This window comes from Bradyrhizobium vignae (genome assembly GCF_900324035.1).
Taxonomy (GTDB): domain Bacteria; phylum Pseudomonadota; class Alphaproteobacteria; order Rhizobiales; family Xanthobacteraceae; genus Bradyrhizobium; species Bradyrhizobium vignae.
This window is the reverse complement of sequence record NZ_LS398110.1, coordinates 4341540-4360352: the sequence shown is the minus strand read 5'-3', so window position 1 is coordinate 4360352 and position 18813 is coordinate 4341540. Positions and strand designations below refer to the sequence as shown.

Annotated in this window: 16 protein-coding genes; 8 read left to right on the top strand and 8 right to left on the bottom strand. The window is 64.0% G+C overall.

Annotated elements, in window-relative coordinates:
• Nucleotides 1–127 precede the first annotated feature (127 nt).
• Both BRAD3257_RS21220 and BRAD3257_RS21215 read left to right on the top strand, forming a co-directional pair.
• Complete coding sequence (locus BRAD3257_RS21220; RefSeq protein ID WP_122406690.1) at nucleotides 128–1039, top strand: DMT family transporter; 912 nt, start codon at nucleotides 128–130, stop codon at nucleotides 1037–1039.
• A 93-nt stretch (nucleotides 1040–1132) separates the two neighbouring features.
• Nucleotides 1133–2368 (top strand): ABC transporter substrate-binding protein, encoded by a 1236-nt coding sequence (locus BRAD3257_RS21215; protein WP_122403424.1) that lies wholly within the window; start codon nucleotides 1133–1135, stop codon nucleotides 2366–2368.
• 18 nt (nucleotides 2369–2386) lie between these two features.
• On the opposite strand, the gene BRAD3257_RS21210 is transcribed toward BRAD3257_RS21215, so the two are convergent.
• Both BRAD3257_RS21210 and BRAD3257_RS21205 read right to left on the bottom strand, forming a co-directional pair.
• On the bottom strand, nucleotides 2387–3742 hold the full coding sequence (locus BRAD3257_RS21210) for a M23 family metallopeptidase (RefSeq protein WP_174221583.1): 1356 nt from the start codon (nucleotides 3740–3742) through the stop codon (nucleotides 2387–2389).
• Nucleotides 3743–3853: 111 nt separating this feature from the next.
• Nucleotides 3854–4543: a peroxiredoxin gene (locus BRAD3257_RS21205; protein WP_122403422.1), complete on the bottom strand. Its 690-nt coding sequence runs from the start codon at nucleotides 4541–4543 to the stop codon at nucleotides 3854–3856.
• A gap of 195 nt (nucleotides 4544–4738) precedes the next feature.
• Here BRAD3257_RS21205 and BRAD3257_RS21200 point away from each other — a divergent pair, with 195 nt between their 5' ends.
• Nucleotides 4739–8548, top strand: coding sequence for a YhdP family protein (locus BRAD3257_RS21200; protein WP_162500292.1), 3810 nt, complete (start codon nucleotides 4739–4741; stop codon nucleotides 8546–8548).
• Nucleotides 8549–8681: 133 nt separating this feature from the next.
• Here BRAD3257_RS21200 and BRAD3257_RS41990 read toward each other — a convergent pair whose 3' ends face one another.
• The 5 genes from BRAD3257_RS41990 to tyrS all read right to left on the bottom strand — a co-directional run bounded on the left by BRAD3257_RS41990 (nucleotide 8682) and on the right by tyrS (nucleotide 12625).
• On the bottom strand, nucleotides 8682–8984 hold the full coding sequence (locus BRAD3257_RS41990) for a cache domain-containing protein (protein ID WP_347338395.1): 303 nt from the start codon (nucleotides 8982–8984) through the stop codon (nucleotides 8682–8684).
• Nucleotides 8978–9163, bottom strand: a complete 186-nt coding sequence (locus tag BRAD3257_RS41985) for a cache domain-containing protein (protein WP_347338394.1) — start codon at nucleotides 9161–9163, stop codon at nucleotides 8978–8980. Before BRAD3257_RS41985 ends, BRAD3257_RS41990 begins: the two co-directional genes overlap by 7 nt.
• 282 nt (nucleotides 9164–9445) lie before the next feature.
• Complete coding sequence (locus BRAD3257_RS21190) at nucleotides 9446–9850, bottom strand: DoxX family protein (RefSeq protein WP_122403420.1); 405 nt, start codon at nucleotides 9848–9850, stop codon at nucleotides 9446–9448.
• 218 nt (nucleotides 9851–10068) lie between these two features.
• Entirely contained in the window at nucleotides 10069–11316 is a 1248-nt protein-coding gene (locus BRAD3257_RS21185; RefSeq protein ID WP_122403419.1) for an MFS transporter, read from the bottom strand.
• Between the two features lie 55 nt (nucleotides 11317–11371).
• Nucleotides 11372–12625 carry a tyrosine--tRNA ligase gene (gene tyrS, locus BRAD3257_RS21180; protein WP_122403418.1) on the bottom strand — a complete coding sequence of 418 codons (1254 nt, stop codon included), beginning with the start codon at nucleotides 12623–12625 and terminating at the stop codon, nucleotides 11372–11374.
• A 165-nt stretch (nucleotides 12626–12790) separates the two neighbouring features.
• Here tyrS and BRAD3257_RS21175 point away from each other — a divergent pair, with 165 nt between their 5' ends.
• The 3 genes from BRAD3257_RS21175 (at nucleotide 12791) to BRAD3257_RS21165 (ending at nucleotide 15017) form a co-directional block, all read left to right on the top strand.
• The gene (locus BRAD3257_RS21175; RefSeq protein WP_122403417.1) at nucleotides 12791–13894 is read left to right on the top strand and encodes an anhydro-N-acetylmuramic acid kinase; all 1104 of its coding nucleotides are present in this window, start codon (nucleotides 12791–12793) and stop codon (nucleotides 13892–13894) included.
• A gap of 111 nt (nucleotides 13895–14005) precedes the next feature.
• Nucleotides 14006–14683, top strand: a complete 678-nt coding sequence (locus BRAD3257_RS21170; RefSeq protein ID WP_122403416.1) for a glutathione S-transferase family protein — start codon at nucleotides 14006–14008, stop codon at nucleotides 14681–14683.
• Nucleotides 14684–14693: 10 nt separating this feature from the next.
• The gene (locus BRAD3257_RS21165) at nucleotides 14694–15017 is read left to right on the top strand and encodes a DMT family transporter (RefSeq protein ID WP_122403415.1); all 324 of its coding nucleotides are present in this window, start codon (nucleotides 14694–14696) and stop codon (nucleotides 15015–15017) included.
• A gap of 9 nt (nucleotides 15018–15026) precedes the next feature.
• Here the strand turns inward: BRAD3257_RS21165 and BRAD3257_RS21160 are convergent, their stop codons facing one another.
• Entirely contained in the window at nucleotides 15027–15674 is a 648-nt protein-coding gene (locus tag BRAD3257_RS21160; RefSeq protein WP_025036034.1) for an alpha/beta hydrolase, read from the bottom strand.
• Between the two features lie 339 nt (nucleotides 15675–16013).
• On the opposite strand from BRAD3257_RS21160, the gene BRAD3257_RS21155 reads away from it, so the two are divergent.
• Nucleotides 16014–17153, top strand: coding sequence for a cysteine desulfurase family protein (locus tag BRAD3257_RS21155; protein ID WP_122403414.1), 1140 nt, complete (start codon nucleotides 16014–16016; stop codon nucleotides 17151–17153).
• 113 nt (nucleotides 17154–17266) lie between these two features.
• Complete coding sequence (sufB, locus tag BRAD3257_RS21150) at nucleotides 17267–18763, top strand: Fe-S cluster assembly protein SufB (protein WP_122403413.1); 1497 nt, start codon at nucleotides 17267–17269, stop codon at nucleotides 18761–18763.
• The last annotated feature ends 50 nt before the right edge of the window (nucleotides 18764–18813 follow it).

Here is an 18813-nt window from a genome sequence, read left to right as displayed (position 1 = left end):
TGGAATGGCCTCGTCGCTGGATCCATTCCGAGCAACGCTTCTGCAAAACTGTGCTTCAACGGAAATCGGGTGGCACTATCAGTCGTGCCGTTCTATGCGGACGGACTTGGCCGCCGAGGCGAGACGCATGCCCCCGAACGACAAGCGGATCGATGCGCGCGACTGGTCGTTGCTCGTTGTGCTCTCAATTCTCTGGGGCGGCTCGTTCTTCTTCAACGGCGCGGCGTTGCGGGAGTTGCCGCCGCTGACGCTGGTGTTTCTGCGCGTTGCGCTCGGCGCGGCCCTGCTGCTGCCGTTGCTACGCATGCAGGGAATCGGCTTTCCCAAGAGCTGGGCGGACTGGACGCCGTTTGTCGCGATCGGGCTGCTCAACAACGTCATCCCGTTCTCGTTCATCGTGATCGGCCAGACATTCATTCCGAGCGGGCTGGCGTCGATCCTGAACGCGACCACGCCGATGTTCACGATTGTCGTCATGATTGCAGCGGGCGAGGAGGCCTTGCAGATGCGCCGCCTGGCCGGGGTAGCGTTGGGCCTTGCCGGCGTGATGCTGCTGCGTGGATGGGGCTTCGAGACAAGGCCGGGGCAGGGGCTCGGCATCCTGCTTTGCCTTGGCGGCGCACTGAGCTATGGCTTTGCGGCGCTGGCGGCGCGGCGATTGCTGAAGGACGCAGCGCCACTGGGGACGGCCACGTTTCAACTGATGGCGTCGACGGTGATGATGGCGGTCGTCGCTGGCGTGGTGGAGCAGCCATGGCGCCTTGCAACGCCCGGCGTCGCGACGTGGCTCGCCGTGCTCGGCCTCGCTGCTCTGTCGACGGCACTCGCCTATATCGTCTTCTTTCAGATCATCCGGCGCTCGGGCGCGAGCAATGTCATGCTGGTGACGCTGCTCATTCCCGTCACCGCCATCCTGTTGGGCTGGCTGGTGCTGGGCGAGCCGATCTCAACGCGCGAGATTGCGGGAGCCATCGTCGTCGGCAGTGCGCTGCTCCTGATTGACGGGCGCGCTTTGCACCTGCTGCAGCGGGGCGTGTAGTTCGTTTCACCACGCGGAAAATCGTGATGCTTGCCAGCCGCTGTCCTCCTTGCGACACTCCAGCAAAACAAAAATACAATAGGGGAGAGAACGATGCCGGGTCGTCGCAAGAATCTCGCTGCCCTCGCCATGCTTGTTGCCGGAGCGCTCGTCGCGACGCCGGGTTTGGCGCAGAAGAAATATGACCCCGGCGCCAGCGACACCGAGATCAAGATCGGCAACATCATGCCTTATAGCGGGCCGGCGTCATCCTATGGCGTGATCGGCAAGACCGAGGCCGCCTATTTCAAAATGATCAACGACCAGGGCGGCATCAACGGACGCAGGATCAACTTCATCAGCTATGACGATGCCTATTCGCCGCCGAAGGCGATCGAGCAGGCGCGCAAGCTGGTCGAGAGCGACGAGGTGCTGCTGATCTTCCAGGCGCTCGGCACCCCCTCGAACTCCGCGATCATGAAATACATGAACGCCAAGAAGGTGCCGCAGCTCTTCGTCGCCTCCGGCGGCACCAAGTTCGGCGATCCCAAGAATTTCCCGTGGACCATGGGCTTTCAGCCGAACTACCAGAGCGAAGGGCGGATCTACGCAAAATATATCCGCGACAAGTTTCCGAACGGCAAGATCGCGGTGTTCTGGCAGAACGACGACGCCGGCAAGGACCAGTTCAAGGGCCTGAAGGACGGGCTCGGCGACAAGGTCGGCATGATCATCGCCGACAAGTCCTACGAGGTCAGCGATCCCTCGATCGACTCGCAGATCGTGGCCCTGCACGATTCCGGCGCCGACATCTTCTTCTCATGGGCCGCGCCGAAGGGCTCCGCGCAGGCGATCCGGAAGGTGGGTGAGCTCGGCTGGAAGCCGAAGTTCTTCCTTGCCAACACCGCAACGTCAGTCGCATCGGTGCTCAAGCCCGCCGGGCTCGACTATGCCAAGGACATCATCTCGACTGCTTACCTCAAGGACCCGACCGACCCGACCTGGGACAAGGACCCTGCGGTGATCAAGTGGCGCGAGTTCATGGACAAATATTATCCTGACGGCGACAAGGCCAACGCCAACAACATCTACGGCTATGTGCAGGCCGAGGCGGTGGCGCAGGTCCTGAAGCAGTGTGGCGACAATCTCACCCGCGAGAACGTCATGAAGCAGGCGGCCAACCTGAGGGATTTCCACACCGACCTGATGCTGCCTGGCATCACGGTCAACACCTCACCGGACGATTATTTTCCGATCGAGCAGATGCAGCTGATGCGCTTCAACGGTCAAGCGTGGGAGCTGTTCGGCGACGTCATCACCGGCGAGGTCGGCCACGAGCGCAGCCAGTGATCGTCAGCGCTGCCCGCGCTAGCCCGCGCTAAGACGCACGCCGGCGCGCAAGAACTTCTGCGGATCCACCGCTTCGCCTTCGATGCGGGTTTCGTAGTGCAGATGCGGACCGGTGGAACGGCCAGTGGACCCGACGAGCCCGACGACCTGGCCGATCTTCACGATCTCGCCGACCTTGACGTTGATCTCGGATAGATGTCCGTAGCGGGTCGAAAGCCCGTTGCCGTGGTCGACCTCGACCATGCGGCCGTAGCCGCCGGACCAGCCGGCGGAAACCACCTTGCCGTAGGCGGTGGCGCGGACGGGGTCACCCGTGGCAGCGCGGAAATCGAGGCCGGTGTGCATAGCGGGCCGGCCCAGGAAGGGATCGCTGCGCACGCCGAAGCCGGAGGTGAACTCGACCTCGCCGATGACGGGCTTGCGGTAGGGCACCAGCGCCAGCGTGCGGTTGAGACGGTCCATCTCAGCGCGCGTGGTGTTGATGCGATAGAGCTGCTTCTCGAACGGTCCGGCATTGGCCGTCAGCTTGACGGGGACGAACGGCCCGCCCATCGCGGTGCGCGGCACGGCGGCTTCGAGATGGGCAAGGTTCAGGCCGAGATCGCTGACCACGCCGCGCATCCGGCGCATGCGTGAATCCATGCTTTCCTCGACGGCGTTGAGCGCCGCCATCTGGCGCCGCTCGACCTGATCAAGCGATGTCGTGAGCCGGACCAGGACGTTGTCGAAACCCTGGTTCTTGCTGAATTGGTTGGTCGGTGCCGCCACGACGGTCGGCGCGCGCGATTCGAGACGCGCTTCGCGATCCGGCGGCGCCACGAAGATCACGGTGTCGCTGATCGGCGACGGCTTCGGCGTGGTCTGGCTCGAATCACCGCGCTGCGGGGCGGCGCGGGGAATCGAGCCAGTGACGTCGGGCATGGCCCCGAGCGCCGTGGCCCGGGACTCCAGCGCCGTCTGTCGCTTCATGATCTGGTCGAGCTTCTGGTCGAACTGTTCCTGGTCGAGCAGCTGGCGGCTGGTGGTGCGGTCGACCTTGGCGCGAAGCTCGGCAATGCGGTCCTCATAAGCGTATTGCATCTCGGCCTGACGGGCGATCAGCCGGGTCAGGACGTCGTCACGGAACGCAAAATAGGTGGCCGTCGCTGCCGACCACAGCCCGAGCAGCACCACGGTGCCGACCACGATCCAGAACACCACAGGGCCGAAGCGAACCTGCTTGCCGGCATGGACGATGGTGTAGGCATCGTCGGTAGCGGGCAGGGGAATCGCGGTTGCCGCCGCCGCGGCGGCCGGACGGCGCTGGAAGGCCCGACCGTGGTCGTGAGGATGATGTTGGGGGTAGTGCGAGTATTGGACAGAACTTTTCGACATCGGCACTCCCGCGCCGGTCGGATGGGTTCCTTGCGGCTCAATTGCCGCAGCAATCTGGGCTGGTCATGGTTAATTTTCCGGAAATAGGAGCGCGCGAATTTAAAGGACTGGTTAAAGGCTTCTTGCCGCCTCCAGCACCTCGTCAGCATGGCCGTCGACCCGGACGTTACGCCAGACCCGGGCCACCTTACCGTCCGCCCCGACCAGTACCGTGGTGCGAAGAATCCCCAGGAAGCTCTTGCCGTACATGGATTTTTGGCCCCATGCCCCATAGGCCTCCAGCATCTCATGTTTCTCGTCGGAGATGAGAGGAACGCCGAGCCTGTGCTTGTCGCGGAACTTCTCCTGGGCCTTTAACGGATCGGCGGAGATGCCGAGCACGGCGGTGCCGGCGGCAGCGAAGGCGCCGGCCAGGCGGGTGAAGTCGATCGCCTCCCTTGTGCAGCCGGGAGTGTCGGCGCGGGGATAGAAGAACAGGACCAGCTTTCGGCCGGCATAGTCCGCCAAGGTGACCACGTCGCCGCCGTCGCGAGGCAGGCGGAACGCGGGGGCCTTTTGGCCCTCGGCCAAGGCGGACTTCGCCGTAGCGGGCGGGGCGGCCGATTTGGATGACTTTAACTGTTTCGAGGCGGCCTTGTGCGATCCTGCTTTTGCTATGGTCCCGGTTGATTTGCGTGCCGGTGTCCGCTGTGTTTTCGCGGATCTTATTTGAGTCGCGGCCCGCGTTTTTGCGGTCTTCTTTTTCGCTGTCGGACTGCCGGAGGACGTTTTGGACGATTTCTTTCGGGATTTCTTGGACATACGCCTTCCTTTCGACGCTTTCGGCGGGTCAACCGAAGCGGTATTGCAGCTCTCGTCCGGCGTGCCGGAATCGCGCCCTCGGCTGGGCAAGTCTGACGACGCCGGAGTATGGTTACAAGGAATTCCACACACCACCCCACTGCTCGTTGAACGCGCTCCCGGGGCGAAATGACGAACAGCAGGAATATTCGAGGTATGGCGGCAGTGCCGCCGCAGGGAGCTTCACTTCCCGCGGACGGCTGCGGTCCCGGCAGCGCTCAATCCAATGACGGGCGCCTGTATCGAGAGGCAATGGCAAGGAATACGTCGCCCCAGGACTACAACCGGGATTTCGATCGGCGCGGCGGCCAATATGAGCCGCAGGAATGGGATGACGCCGACTGGGATCCGGATCAGGAAGCGGCGGCGGGCTATCGCGCACGCCGGTTGCTGGCGCGTTCCGGGTCGGGCTTCCATCGGTTCGGTGACGGATTCGGCGCGTTACGCCGCTGGGTGGGTGGCGGCCGCTGGCTGAAGCGCATGGCCGTGGTCGTCGGCACCCTGGTCGTCATTTTCGTCGGCTGCTTTGGTGCGCTGTGGTGGCGGCTCGGTGCCGGTCCGATCAATCTCGACATCGCCACGCCATGGCTGGCGGCCGCGATCGAGGACAATATCGGCCACGGCAACACGGTTGAGGTCGGCGGCACCCAGATCGAGCGCGCCGGCCGGGTCCGAGTCGCCGTCCGCATCCGAGACATCATCGTTCGCGACCGCGATCACGCCATCGTCGCCAGCGCGCCGAAGGCCGAGGTGAAGCTGTCGGGTGCAGCCCTCCTGATGGGGCACCTGCGCGCCGAGAGCCTCAACCTCGTCGATGCCGAGCTCGCAATCCGCATCGCGCCTGACGGGACTGTCACCGTGTCCGCCGGCGACACCGCAAAGCCGCTGGCGACCGGTGTCGCATCGAAGAAGGACGCGGGCCTGCCGCCGACATTCCCGCGTAACGGTGTCCCGCCGCCGCCATTCGCGACCGCGCCTGCGAGCCCGGAGGTGTCGCAGGCCGTACCGCAGGCGACCGCGCAGAGCGGCATCCTCCAGGGCCTCGACTGGCTCGATAGTCTGAGCATGACCGGCCTCGACGGCCAGAACCTCAACGAGATCGGTCTGAAGAACGGCAATCTGATCGTCGACGATCAGCAGCGCGGCAGCAAATGGTCGTTTGAGAACATCACGCTCAGCCTGCGCCGGCCGAGCCACGGCGGCGTCGCGCTCAGCCTCGGCGAGGAGGGCGCGCGCCCGTGGATGCTGCGCGCCACGATCGGCCCGGCCGAGAACGGCGTGCGCTCGGTCGACATCAAGGCCGACAAGGTCTCGACCTCCAACATCCTCTTGGCGCTGCGGGTGAAGGACCTCACCTACACCGCCGACCTGCCGCTGACGGGCGAGCTCAAGGGTGAGCTCGGCCGCGACGGCGTGCCGACGTTTTTCCGCGGCAAGATCGCGGTCGGCGCCGGCAACATCATCGACAGCGACACGCCCGACTATCCCATGGGAATCGACTCGGCCGAGATCAACGTCGAATGGGATGCGAACCGGCGGGTGCTGGTCGCACCATTCAAGATTCTCTCCGGCGCGAACCGCCTGACGCTGCTGGGTCATCTGGAGCCGCCCAACGGCACCACCAACGACTGGCAGCTCGGCTTCAGCGGGGGGTCGATCCTGCTCGGCGGCATCGACAACGAGCCGCCGCTCGTGTTCAACCGCATCGCGATCGGCTTCCGCTTCGATACCGACCACAAGCGCATCTTGCTGACGCAGGCCGATGTCTCAAACGGCGAGATCGGCGTCGCCGGCACCGGCGCGCTCGACTATTCGGGCGAGCCGCGGCTGACCCTCGGCTTTGCGGGAACGCCGATGTCGGCCTCCGCCTTGAAGCGGATGTGGCCGACGCTGATCGTGCCCGAATTGCGTGAATGGGTGATCGAGCGGATCGAGCGCGGAACGCTCCAGCGCATCGAGATCGGCGTGAACTCGCCGACCAAGAACCTGCCGCGCAAGGGCCCGCCCATTCCGGACGACGGTCTGTCGGTGAACATCGTCGCGAGCGGCGTCGCGGTCCGCCCGGTGGATGGCATGCCGGTGGTGCGCGATGCCGATTTGAAGGCGCGCGTGACCGGACGCACTGCGACCGTGAACATCGGGCAGGGGGTTGCGGATACGCCCTCCGGCCGCAAGGTCACGATCTCCGACTTCGTGTTCGAGGTGCCTGATATGGCGCCCAAGCCGTCGCCGTCGCGGAGCAGGTTCCGTGTCGAAGGCTCGGTGCCGGCGGCCGCCGAGATGCTCGCCAATGATCGGCTGAGCGATCTGTCGGCAACCGTCGTCGATCCCAATACCAGCAAGGGAACGTTCTCCGCGAACATCCAGCTCGGCATGCCGGTCAAGGGCGAGCTGACCAAGGCTGATACCGCCTATGCCGTCAGCGCCGAGCTCAACGGCTTTGCCGCCGACAAGCTGGTGATGAACCAGAAACTCGAGGCCAACAACCTCAAGATATCAGCCAGTAACCAGGGCTACCAAGTCAAGGGCGACGTCAAGATCAACGGCCAGGCGGCCTCGCTCGACTATCGCAAGCCGGCCGAGGGCGATGCGGATGTCAGGTTGCAGGCGACGCTGGACGATGCCAGCCGCGCGCGCCTGGGATTCGATCTCAGCCCCGCCGTCAGCGGATCATTGCCGATCAAATTGTCGGGCAAGATCGCCAGCGGCCCGGATCAGACGACGAAGCTCGGCGTCGAGGCCGACCTGACCTCGGTCAAGCTCGACAACATCCTGCCCGGCTGGGTCAAGCTGCCGGGCAAGTCCGGCAAGGCCACTTTCAAGGTGGTGCCGACGGCCCAATCGACGCGCCTGGAAGACATCGTCGTCGAAGGCGGCGGCGCCTCGATCAAGGGCTCGCTCGAGGTCGACGCCAACGGCGAGCTCATGAACGTCAATTTCCCGACGTATTCGCCGTCTGACGGCGACAAGACCTCATTGAAGGCCGAACGCGGTCAGGACGGCGTGCTGCGCGGCACGATGCGTGGCGACGTCTTCGACGGCCGGGGCTTCCTGAAGTCGGCAATCTCGGGCAATTCGAAGGATGACGCCAAGAACAGGATGAAGAACGTCGATTTCGATATCGACGTGAAGCTTGGTGCCGTCGCCGGCTTCAACGGCGAGGCGATGCGCAGCGTCGATGCCAAGATGTCGAAACGCAACGGCGCGATCAAAGCCTTCACGCTCAGCGGCAAGATCGGCCGCGACACGCCGGTGGCAGCCGATCTGCGCGGTGGCCGCGCCCAGGGCAACCGCGAAGTGATCTATCTCCAGACAAACGATGCGGGCGCGCTGCTGCGCTTCACCGATATCTACACCAAGGCGGTCGGTGGCCAGATGGTCGTGGCGATGGAGCCGCCGACCTCCGAGCCGAACACGGCGCGCGAGGGCCTCATCAACGTGCGCGACTTCACGGTGAAGGGCGAGGCGCAGCTGGAGCGCGTCGCGGCAGGCGCGCCGAACGGCACCGGCAACGGCGTCTCCTTCAACGCGCTGCGCGCCGAGTTCACCCGGCAAAACGGCGCGCTCACGATCCGCGACGGCGTGGTCAAAGGCCCCATGATCGGTGCCACCATCGAGGGCTCGATCGATTATCCCGGCAACCAGGTGTGCATGAGCGGCACCTTCGTGCCGATGTATGGCGTGAACAACATCTTCGGCCAGATCCCGCTGTTCGGCATCTTCCTCGGCGGCGGCAACAATGAGGGGCTGATCGGCGTGACCTATGAGGTCGTCGGCACCCCGGCTGCGCCCGTGATGCGCGTCAATCCGATCTCCGCGATGGCACCCGGCCTGTTCCGCAAGATCTTCGAATTCAACACCGGCAAGCAGAACTCGCCGTTCGATGAATTCCCGTCTCAGTCGAATGACGGCTCGACTGGATCGACACGACAGCTGTCGAGCGGTTGCAGCCTCGCGCGGCGTTAGGAGCGGGCTGCTTTATTACGGCGTCATGGCCGGGCTTGTCCCGGCCATCCACGCCTCACCATACGGCATCAAGATCGTGGATGCCCGGGACAAGCCCGGCCTGACGGCGATCGCTTGGAGCGTTGTGTGGCGCCTACGCCGCGCGCACGCCCTTCAGGAACGTTCCGACCTCGCCGGAGAGCTGTTCGGCCTGCTTGGAGAGATTTGAGGCTGCCGCGAGCACCATGCCAAGATCCACCGTCAAGGCGCGCACGTCGGCGTCGATGTCGTCGACATAAAGGCCGTAGCTGATCGTCACGTTCCAGGGCGCGAACTTGCGCGCGAACACGGTTTTGCGGACCGGCTCGGTCCGGCCGGGACGCGGATGGAGATAGGAGGTGACGCCGCCCTGGGCGGTCTCGCTGCCGGCCTTGATGATGGCGTCGGCGATCAGCACGCCGTTGGAATCCTGGCGCCGGTGATCTTGCCTTCGAGCTGTTGATTGGCGCCATTCACGACGAGCGAGCCATCCTGATTGTAGACCACCGGATAGCCCTGGTTGCCGTTGACGTTCAGGCGGCCGCGCTGATGGAACAGGCTCTTGGCCTCGGCCGGCGTCAGCTTGCCCGCGGTCACCTCGTCCTGGAGCGCTTGGGCGTAGTTGTGGAGGAGCTCGACGGCCCATTTGAGGAAGGGAATCGATCTTGGGTCTTGGCAGCTAAATTAGAGATATGGACGGACCTGCAATGACTCGATTCGTTCATCGCATCATCATGTCTCTGCTGCTCGTCGCGGCCCTCGTTCTGATCTGGAACGTGCTGGGGGCGCGCTGAGACGGCACCGCCGGTCTGCCGGTGCCGTCGTCCTTGCAAGCAATGATGGCTGTGTCTGCGCGGCGCGAATGCGCCGCCCCGGCGGCTATTTCTTGCCCATGGCGGCATCGACGCTGACCGGGCCGGCGCCGGCTGCCGAGAGGTACAGGCATGCGAAGCAGAACAGGATCGCGGCGGTGCCGCCGTTGAGCAGCGGCAGGAACACCGGCGTCTCGCCCTTGAACATGTGGCCCATGAAGTAGGCGAAGGCCATTTCACCCGAGAGGATGAAAGCCGCGAGGCGGGTGAACAGGCCGACCATCAGGAGCCCGCCGAGCACAAGCTCGAGCGTGCCGGCCGCGTAGATCAGCGGCGGGATGTTCGCGAAGTAGGGGAGCACCGGGAACTTGAACAGTTTGGCGACGCCATACTGGAACAGCAAGAGGCCGGTGATGAAGCGAAACAGGCTCAGGAGAACCGGTTGAAAGCGAGTGAGATAAGGAAAGTCCATTGGTTTGCCCTCCATCCAATGCTGCGACTTGGACCGTATTCGGTCCTGGCTCGCAAGCCACCCGGGACCAATTCCGCGCTGACATTTTCGTCATGTCCACAAAACACCGCAGCCCCGGCCTTCAGCCTCGCGCGACTCGCATTTTTTGCGCGAGTTCACGCCGTAGCCGTCAGTAGTTCCCCGGTGACGTGAATTCGCGCAGGTTACCTCTGAGAGACCTACTCCCGCAAAGCGGGGACGACCAGGAACGGAATCATGCCCAGCACGACGCTCGCAAGTGCGAAGACGAGCAGGAGATTGTAGCCGTGCGTGGCATCGTGAATCAGGCCGCCGCTCCATGAGCCGAAGGCCGAGCCGAGGCCGCTGCCGATCGAGATCGTGCCGTAGATCGTGCCAACGCGCTTGCCACGAAAAATCTTCATCGCGGTTGCGGTGATCAGCGGCCCGCGGGAGCCCATCATGCTGCCGAAGCAGACGACGAAGCCGGTGAGCAGGACGACGTTGGGATAATGCTGCAGCAGCCAGAGCAGAACGATGCCGAGGATCGAGATCGCGTAGCTGAGCAGCACCGACGGCCGGCGCCCGATCAGGCCGTCGAGCACGGAGACGCCGAGCATGCCGAACACCAGGACGACGCCGGAGAAGCCCCATGCGGTCGCAGCCTGGAGCGGCGGGAAGCCGGCGTCGATCAGATACGCCACGATCTGCGCCGCGATCGAATACATGCCGACCGCGGTGAAGAAGAAGGTCGAGAACAGCGCCCAGAAGGCATGATGACGCATCGCGCTCACAAGCGTCCAGCCGCTGTCGACGAAATCCGGATCGCTCTTCTTGGAGACGTGCGGCGAGCCGGCCGCGAACATGCGCCAGGGCAGCAGCAGCAGCGGCACCAGCAGCGCGAGCGCGGCGAGGCCGTAGACCTGGTAGGTCTCGCGCCAGCCGAGATGATCGATCAGGAGCTGCGAGGCCGGCAGCAAGGCCAGCACGCCGCCGCCCATCGCCGAATAGACCACCGCCATGGCGGTCGGCAGCTTTGGGCCGAACCAGCGGCCGAGCAGGATCGAATTGGGCACATTGCCGATGAAGGCGACGCCGATGCCGACGCAAACGCCGATCGAGAGCTGGAATTGCCAGAGTGCGTGCGCTTGGCCCGCGATCAGGAAGGCGGAGCCAAGCAGGAACAGGCCGAGCGCATACACGATGCTCGGACCGGAATGATCGAACAGGCGGCCGACCAGCGGCGCTGTCAGCCCGCTGATGAGCCACGTCAGTGAGTAGATCGAGACGGCCTGGGCGCGATCCCAGCCAAGATTTTCGGAAATCGGCTTGAGGAAGACGGTGAAGCTCTCGCTTAAGCCGCGGCCAAGAACAGCCAGCGTAAAGCACAACCCGAGCACCACGAGTGCGGTGCGTACCGCATCTCGCTGAGCTGCCCCACCTTGTTCCCTGGGCGTGTTCTGGTCCATTGCCGTCAGGGAGCGCGCTTCGGTGCGCCCTGACAAGCATCAAAAGCTCATACGCCTATGCAGGCCTGATGAGCACGTGCTTCTTCTTGCCGAAGGACAGCTTGATCACGCCTTCCGGCGTCAGATTGCCCGCCGACAGGGCCATCTTCTCGTCGGTAACGGGCGCATCGTTGACGCGCAGGCCGCCGCCCTTGATCTGGCGCCTCGCTTCGCCGTTGGAGGCGACGAGGCCTGCCTTCACGAAAGCGCTGAGCACGCCAAGCCCGGTGTCGAGCTCGCCGCGCGGAATTTCCACCGTCGGCAGGCTCTCGGCGAGCGCGCCTTCCTCGAAGGTGCGGCGTGCGGTCTCCGCAGCTTCGTTCGCGGCGTCGCGGCCGTGCAGCAGCGCCGTTGCCTCGGTCGCGAGCACCTTCTTGGCCTCGTTGATCTCCAAGCCGCCGAGCGCCTCGAGCTTCTTGATCTCGGCGAGCGGCAGTGTCGTGAACAGTTTTAGGAACTTGCCGACATCGGCGTCCTCGGTGTTGCGCCAGTATTGCCAGAAGTCATAGGGCGAGAACTGGTCGGCGTTGAGCCAGACCGCGCCTTGCGCGGTCTTGCCCATCTTGGCGCCCGACGCGGTCGTCAGCAGCGGTGTCGTCAGCGCGAACAGCTGGTGCGTGCCCATGCGGCGGCCGAGATCGACGCCCATGATGATGTTGCCCCACTGATCCGAGCCGCCCATCTGGAGGCGGCAGCCGGTGCGCTTGGCGAGCTCGACGAAGTCGTAGGCCTGGCAGACCATGTAGTTGAACTCGATGAAGCTCATCTCGTGCTCGCGCTCGAGACGCAGCCGAACGGAGTCCATGGTCAGCATGCGGTTGACCGAGAAATGCCGGCCGATGTCGCGCAGCATCTCGATCCAGTTCAGCTTGGTCAGCCACTCCGCATTGTCGAGCATGATGGCGTCGCTCTTGCCCTCGCCATAGCGCAGCACCTTGGCGAACACGCCGCGGATCGATTCCTTGTTGGCCTCGATCTCGGCAATGGTGCGCATCGCGCGCGTCTCGTCCTTGCCGGAGGGATCGCCCACCATGGTGGTGCCGCCGCCCATCAGCGTGATCGGCTTGTTGCCGGACTGCTGCAGCCAGTGCAGCATCATCATGGTCAGGTAATTGCCGATATGCAGCGAGCGGGCGGTGCAATCGTAGCCGACATAGGCGATGGCTTCGCCCTTGGCGGCAAGCGCATCGAGCCCCTCGAAATCGGAGCATTGGTGGATGAATCCACGTTCCTGCAGGGTGTTGAGGAAATCCGATTTAAATGCAGTCATCTGTCGGCGTGCCTGACAATTCTTGGTTTACTGTTTTGGGGGCAATTTAAGGGTCTTGCATGGGAACTCGATTGCTGCCCCCCACTTGGCGCTGTGGCATTATAAGATGTGTCCCTCTGGCACAAGATCGGCATGCCAGGGCGGGTCTCTTGAGGACGCTGATCCATGATGTTGACGACACTCGGTTTGATGAGCGGCACCTCGCTGGATGGGGTGGATGTCGCGCTGATCGAAACCGACGGAAAACATCTGAAGGCGTTCGGGCCATCCGGTTACCGGCCGTACAGCCCGGCCGAGCGCAACCTGCTGCGTCAGGCGCTGAGCGAGGCCGTGCATCTGCAGCAACGCGACGCCCGCCCGGGCATTCTGGCCGAGGCCGAGCGTGCGGTGACGCGGGCCCATGCCGAGGCGGTCGCCGCCTTCCTCGCCCAGAACCGGATGAGGGCGGAGGACATCGACATTGTCGGCTTCCACGGCCAGACCGTGCTGCACCGGCCCGAAAGACGGCTGACGGTGCAGATTGGCGACGCGCCGGCGCTGGTCAGGGCCATCCATATCCCCGTGATGCATGATTTCCGCGCCGCCGATGTCGAGGCCGGCGGGCAGGGCGCGCCGCTCGTGCCGGTCTACCACCGGGCACTGGCACATTCGCTCGAGCGCGAGGGGCCGATCGTCGTGGTCAATATCGGCGGCGTCTCCAACATCACCTATATCGACGGCAACGACACGCTGATCGCCTGCGACACCGGCCCCGGCAACGCGCTGCTCGACGATTTCATGTACCGCACCATGAACAAGGCGTTCGATGCTGAAGGCAAATTCGCAGCACTCGGCAAGGTGGATGAAGCCTGGATCGCCCGGGCGCTGGAGCTGCCGTTCTTCACAAGCCCGCCGCCGAAATCGCTCGACCGCAACGATTTTGCCGTGCTCAAGCTCGGTGAGGTGGCACCGGCCGACGGCGCCGCGACGCTGACCGCGTTCACCGCCGCCGCGATCGCCCGCGTCATCCCGCTCTTGCCGCGCCGGCCGCGGAGCTGGATCGTGTGCGGCGGCGGCGCCCGCAATCTCACCATGCTGCGGATGCTGCGGGAGCGGGTGGGCTCGGCCACAGTCGAGGCCGCCGAGACGCTCGGCTGGGCTTCCGATGCCATCGAGGCGCAGGCCTTCGGCTTCCTCGCGGCGCGTGGCCTGAAAGGCCTGCCACTGTCCTATCCCACGACCACGGGCGTGCCGATGCCGATGACCGGCGGGGTGATCGCCAGACCCTGACCATGACTGCCTGAGGTCACAGGCGGTTGATGCAAATGCATCTATTCTTGACGGCGGGATGCAAATGCATCTATTTTGGATGCAGTTGCATCTAACCGCCGGGATCGCGCCATGACCGCATCACTGAAACTGATCAGCCACAAGCTTTGCCCCTACGTGCAGCGTGCCGTGATCGCGCTGAAGGAAAAGGGGGTGCCGTTCGAGCGGATCGATATCGATCTCGCCAACAAGCCCGACTGGTTTCTCAAGCTCTCGCCGCTCGGCAAGGTGCCGGTGCTGGTGGTGACGACCGACAAGGGCGAGGTCGCGCTCTTCGAGAGCAACGTGATCTGCGAGTACATCGAGGAGACGCAAGGCGGCGTGAGGCTGCATCCGGGGGATGCGCTGCAGCGTGCCGAGCACCGCGCCTGGATGGAGTTCGGCTCGGCGATCCTTGGCGACCTCTGGGGGCTGGAGACGACGACCGATCCGGCGACGTTCGAAAGCAAGCGCCAGGCGCTCGTTGCGAAATTTGCGCGCGTCGAAGCCGCGCTCGGCGCAGGCCCGTTTTTCGCCGGCAATGCGTTCAGTCTGGTCGACGCCGTGTTCGCGCCGATCTTCCGCTACTTCGACCTGTTCGACGAACTGACGGAGCACGGCATCTTCAACGATGTGCCGAAGGTCCGTGCCTGGCGCGCGGAGCTCGCGAAACGCCCGAGCGTGCGCAGCGCGGTCGGCGCGGACTATCCGCAATTGCTGCGGGCCTTCCTCGTCCGCCACGACGCGCATCTGCTCAAGCTCGCGGCCTGAGAGCACGCGGATGTCGCCGTCGATGGCCTGGCTCATGCTCGTGATCGCCGGCGCGCTCGATGTCGGCTGGGCGATCTCGATGAAATATGCGGAAGGCTACACCCGCATCGGCTGGAGCATCGCTTCGCTGGTGTTGCTCGCCGCTTTCGTCTTCCTGCTCGGGCGCGCCTTGAAGGTGCTCGAGGTCGGCATTGCCTATTCGGTGTGGACCGGGATCGGCGCGGCCGGCACCTTTCTGATGGGGGTGGTGCTGTTCGGCGAGACCTTGAGCGCGATGAAGCTTGCAGGCATCGCGCTCGTCTTGATGGGGATCGTCGCTCTCAAGCTGGCTTGAGCTGCAGACTCACCGCACGTTGGCAAGGCGCATGTCGAGATAGGCCGTGATGGTCTCCATCAACGGCTCGAGCTTGGAATCGAAGAAGTGATTGGCGCCAGGAATGATCTGCTGGTCGATCACGATGCCCTTCTGTGTCTTCAGCTTCTCGACCAGGGTGTTGACGTCCTTGGGCGGCACCACCGCATCCTTCTCGCCATGCACGATCAGGCCCGACGACGGGCAGGGTGCGAGGAAGGAGAAGTCGTAGAGATTGGCCGGCGGCGCGATCGAGATGAAGCCCTCGACCTCGGGGCGGCGCATCAAAAGCTGCATGCCGATCCAGGCGCCGAAGGAGAAGCCGGCGACCCAGCAGGCGCGCGCCTCGGGATTGATGGTCTGCGCCCAGTCGAGCGCGGCCGCCGCATCCGACAATTCACCGGTGCCGTGGTCGAACGAGCCCTGGCTGCGGCCGACGCCGCGGAAGTTGAAGCGCAGCACCGAGAAGCCGCGATGCGCGAAGGCGTAGTAGCACTGGTACACGATCTGATGGTTCATCGTGCCGTGGAACTGCGGATGCGGATGCAGGATCATCGCGATCGGCGCGTTCTTCTGCTTGGCCGGGTGGTAGCGGCCTTCGAGACGGCCAGCAGGGCCGGTGAAAATGACTTCGGGCATCGGTGATCTCTTGATTGATTTCCTGGAGAGATGATCCCTAGCAATCAACCGATTGCGGCCTCGTCGGCAGATGCCGACCGAAGCGCGAAGGACGGGTGAGAAGGCGCGCCTTGCGGTGATGCGCTGAGAGCGCGCGGTGACTTGACGGTGCGCGTTCTAACATAGGCTGAGGGTCAAAAAGCAAGCATCTTGAACATCAACCAATGGGCTCAAGGCGTTAGCGTGTCATGAGCGCGTCACGCCGGCCGCTCATTCGGAATTGGGTTGCCAAGTCCGTGCCTGCAGCCCATGTCGGGACGGCGCGAAAGATCTCCGCGACGTGAGGTAATATCCTACTCAATGCGAACCCGGGTCTATCTCGATTGGAATGCGACCACGCCGCTCCGCCCGGAAGCGCGGGCTGCGATTCTGGCTGCCTACGATCTGACCGGCAATCCCTCCTCGGTCCATGCCGAGGGGCGGGAGGCGCGAAGGCTGGTCGAGGAGGCCCGCGCCACGCTGGCAGCTGCGGTCGGCGCGCAGCCGCGCAACGTCGTCTTCACCTCCGCTGGAACCGAGGCCAATGCGCTGGCGCTCTCGCCGGGTTTGCGGGGGCGCTCTGGCGGCCAGGTCGAGCGGCTGCTGGTCTCTGCGGTTGAGCATGTATCGGTGCTGGCCGGCGGCCGATTCCCGGCGGACAAGATCGGCCTGATCCAGGTCACGCGCTCCGGGGTGGTCGACCTCGATCATCTGAAGGCGCAGCTCAAGGACGGCCCGCCAGCCCTGGTCTCGATCATGGCCGCCAACAACGAGACCGGAGCGCTCCAGCCCGTCGCCGAGGCTGCAACGATCGTCCACGAGTCCGGCGGTCTCCTGCACGTCGATGCGATCCAGGCGCTGGGAAAAGTCCCGTTCGATATCAATTTGGTAGGCGCTGACCTTGCGACCTTCTCTGCGCACAAGATCGGCGGCCCCAAGGGGGTTGGCGCATTGGTGATGAGCGAAGGGATAGGCGGCCTGGAGCCGGCATTGCGGGGTGGCGGGCAGGAGCTCAACCGTCGCGCCGGAACCGAGAACGTCGCGGGGATCGCCGGCTTCGGCGCGGCGGTGAAGGCCGCGCTTCAGGCTCTGCCGGAGGATGCGAAGCGCATGACAAACCTCAGAGATCATTTGGAAAATGGCTTGCGCGGAATTGCCGGGGCGACGATCTTTGCGGACGGCGTGGCGCGGTTGCCGAATACCGTGCTTTTCACCGCGCCAGGCCTGAAGGCCGAAACCGCCGTGATCGGCTTCGATCTGGAGGGCATCGCCGTCTCCTCTGGATCCGCCTGTTCCTCAGGCAAAGTCCAGCCATCCCACGTCCTTTCTGCGATGGGCTATGATCCGGCGGTGGCCCAGGGAGCGGTGCGTCTCAGTCTGGGCTGGTCCACGGAACCAGAGCACATCAATAGGGCGTTAGAGGCTTGGCGAAAGCTTGGTAATACCCTACTTAAGGGCTAAGCGACGAAACACGGCTTGAACGGTTCTAAGCCCGTGCTTTCCGCTGAGAAATATCGTAATACTCGTCCGAGTTTGATCCACCGCGGTCCTTGAAACCGCGAGCGGAGGATGGAATGCCAGCCGTACAAGAGACGGTCGAGCGCGTGAAGCGCATCGACGTCGACCAGTATCGTTATGGGTTTGAGACCCTGATCGACTCCGAGAAGGCCCCCAAGGGGCTGTCGGAAGAGATCGTAAAATTCATCTCGCAGAAAAAGAACGAACCCGCCTGGATGCTCCAGTGGCGGCTGGAAGCCTATCGGCGCTGGCTGACCATGACCGAGCCGACCTGGGCCCGCGTCGAATATCCCAAGATCGACTTCCAGGACATCCACTATTATGCGGCACCGAAACCGAAGAAGACGGTCACCTCGCTCGACGAGATCGATCCGGAGATCCTGAAGACCTACGAGAAGCTCGGCATTCCCCTGCGGGAAGTCGCGATGCTCGAGGGTATCGAGCCCAAGGTGGGCGAGCAGGATCCGGCGCAGCGCAAGATCGCGGTCGATGCCGTCTTCGATTCGGTCTCGGTTGCGACCACCTTCAAGGCCGAGCTGAAGAAGGCCGGCGTGATCTTCATGCCGATCTCGGAGGCGATCCGCGAGCACCCGGAACTGGTGCAGAAATATCTCGGCTCGGTTGTCCCGACCTCCGACAATTTCTACGCGACCTTGAATTCGGCGGTTTTCTCCGACGGCTCGTTCGTCTACGTGCCGCCGGGGGTGCGCTGCCCGATGGAGCTGTCGACCTATTTCCGCATCAACGAGCGCAATACCGGCCAGTTCGAGCGCACGCTGATCATCGCCGACAAGGGCTCCTACGTCTCCTATCTCGAAGGCTGCACCGCGCCGCAGCGCGACGAGAACCAGCTGCACGCCGCCGTGGTCGAGCTCGTCGCGCTCGACGATGCCGAGATCAAATATTCGACGGTGCAGAACTGGTACCCCGGCAATTCGGAAGGCAAGGGCGGCATCTACAATTTCGTCACCAAGCGTGGCGACTGCCGCGGCGCCCATTCGAAGATCTCGTGGACCCAGGTCGAAACGGGATCTGCGATCACCTGGAAATATCCGAGCTGCATCCTGCGCGGCGACAACTCCCGCGGCGAGTTCTACTCGATCGCGATCTCGAACGGATTCCAGCAGGTCGATTCCGGCACCAAGATGATCCATCTCGGCAAGAACACGTCGAGCCGCATCATCTCCAAGGGCATCGCCGCCGGCAAGTCGCAGAACACCTATCGCGGTCTCGTCACCGCGCATCGCAAGGCGACCGGCGCGCGCAACTTCACCGCCTGCGACTCGCTGCTGATCGGCGACAAATGCGGCGCGCACACCGTGCCCTACATCGAGGCCAAGAACTCCTCGGCGACGTTCGAGCACGAGGCGACGACCTCCAAGATCTCCGAGGACGTGCTGTTCTACTGCATCCAGCGCGGGCTCAGCCAGGAAGAAGCGGTCGGCCTCGTCGTCAACGGCTTCGTCAAGGACGTGCTGCAGCAACTGCCGATGGAGTTCGCGGTGGAAGCGCAGAAGCTGATCTCGATCTCGCTCGAGGGATCGGTCGGCTGATCGCCGACCCCAGCGGTGCGCACCTTGCGCTCCAACATCAATTGATAGAC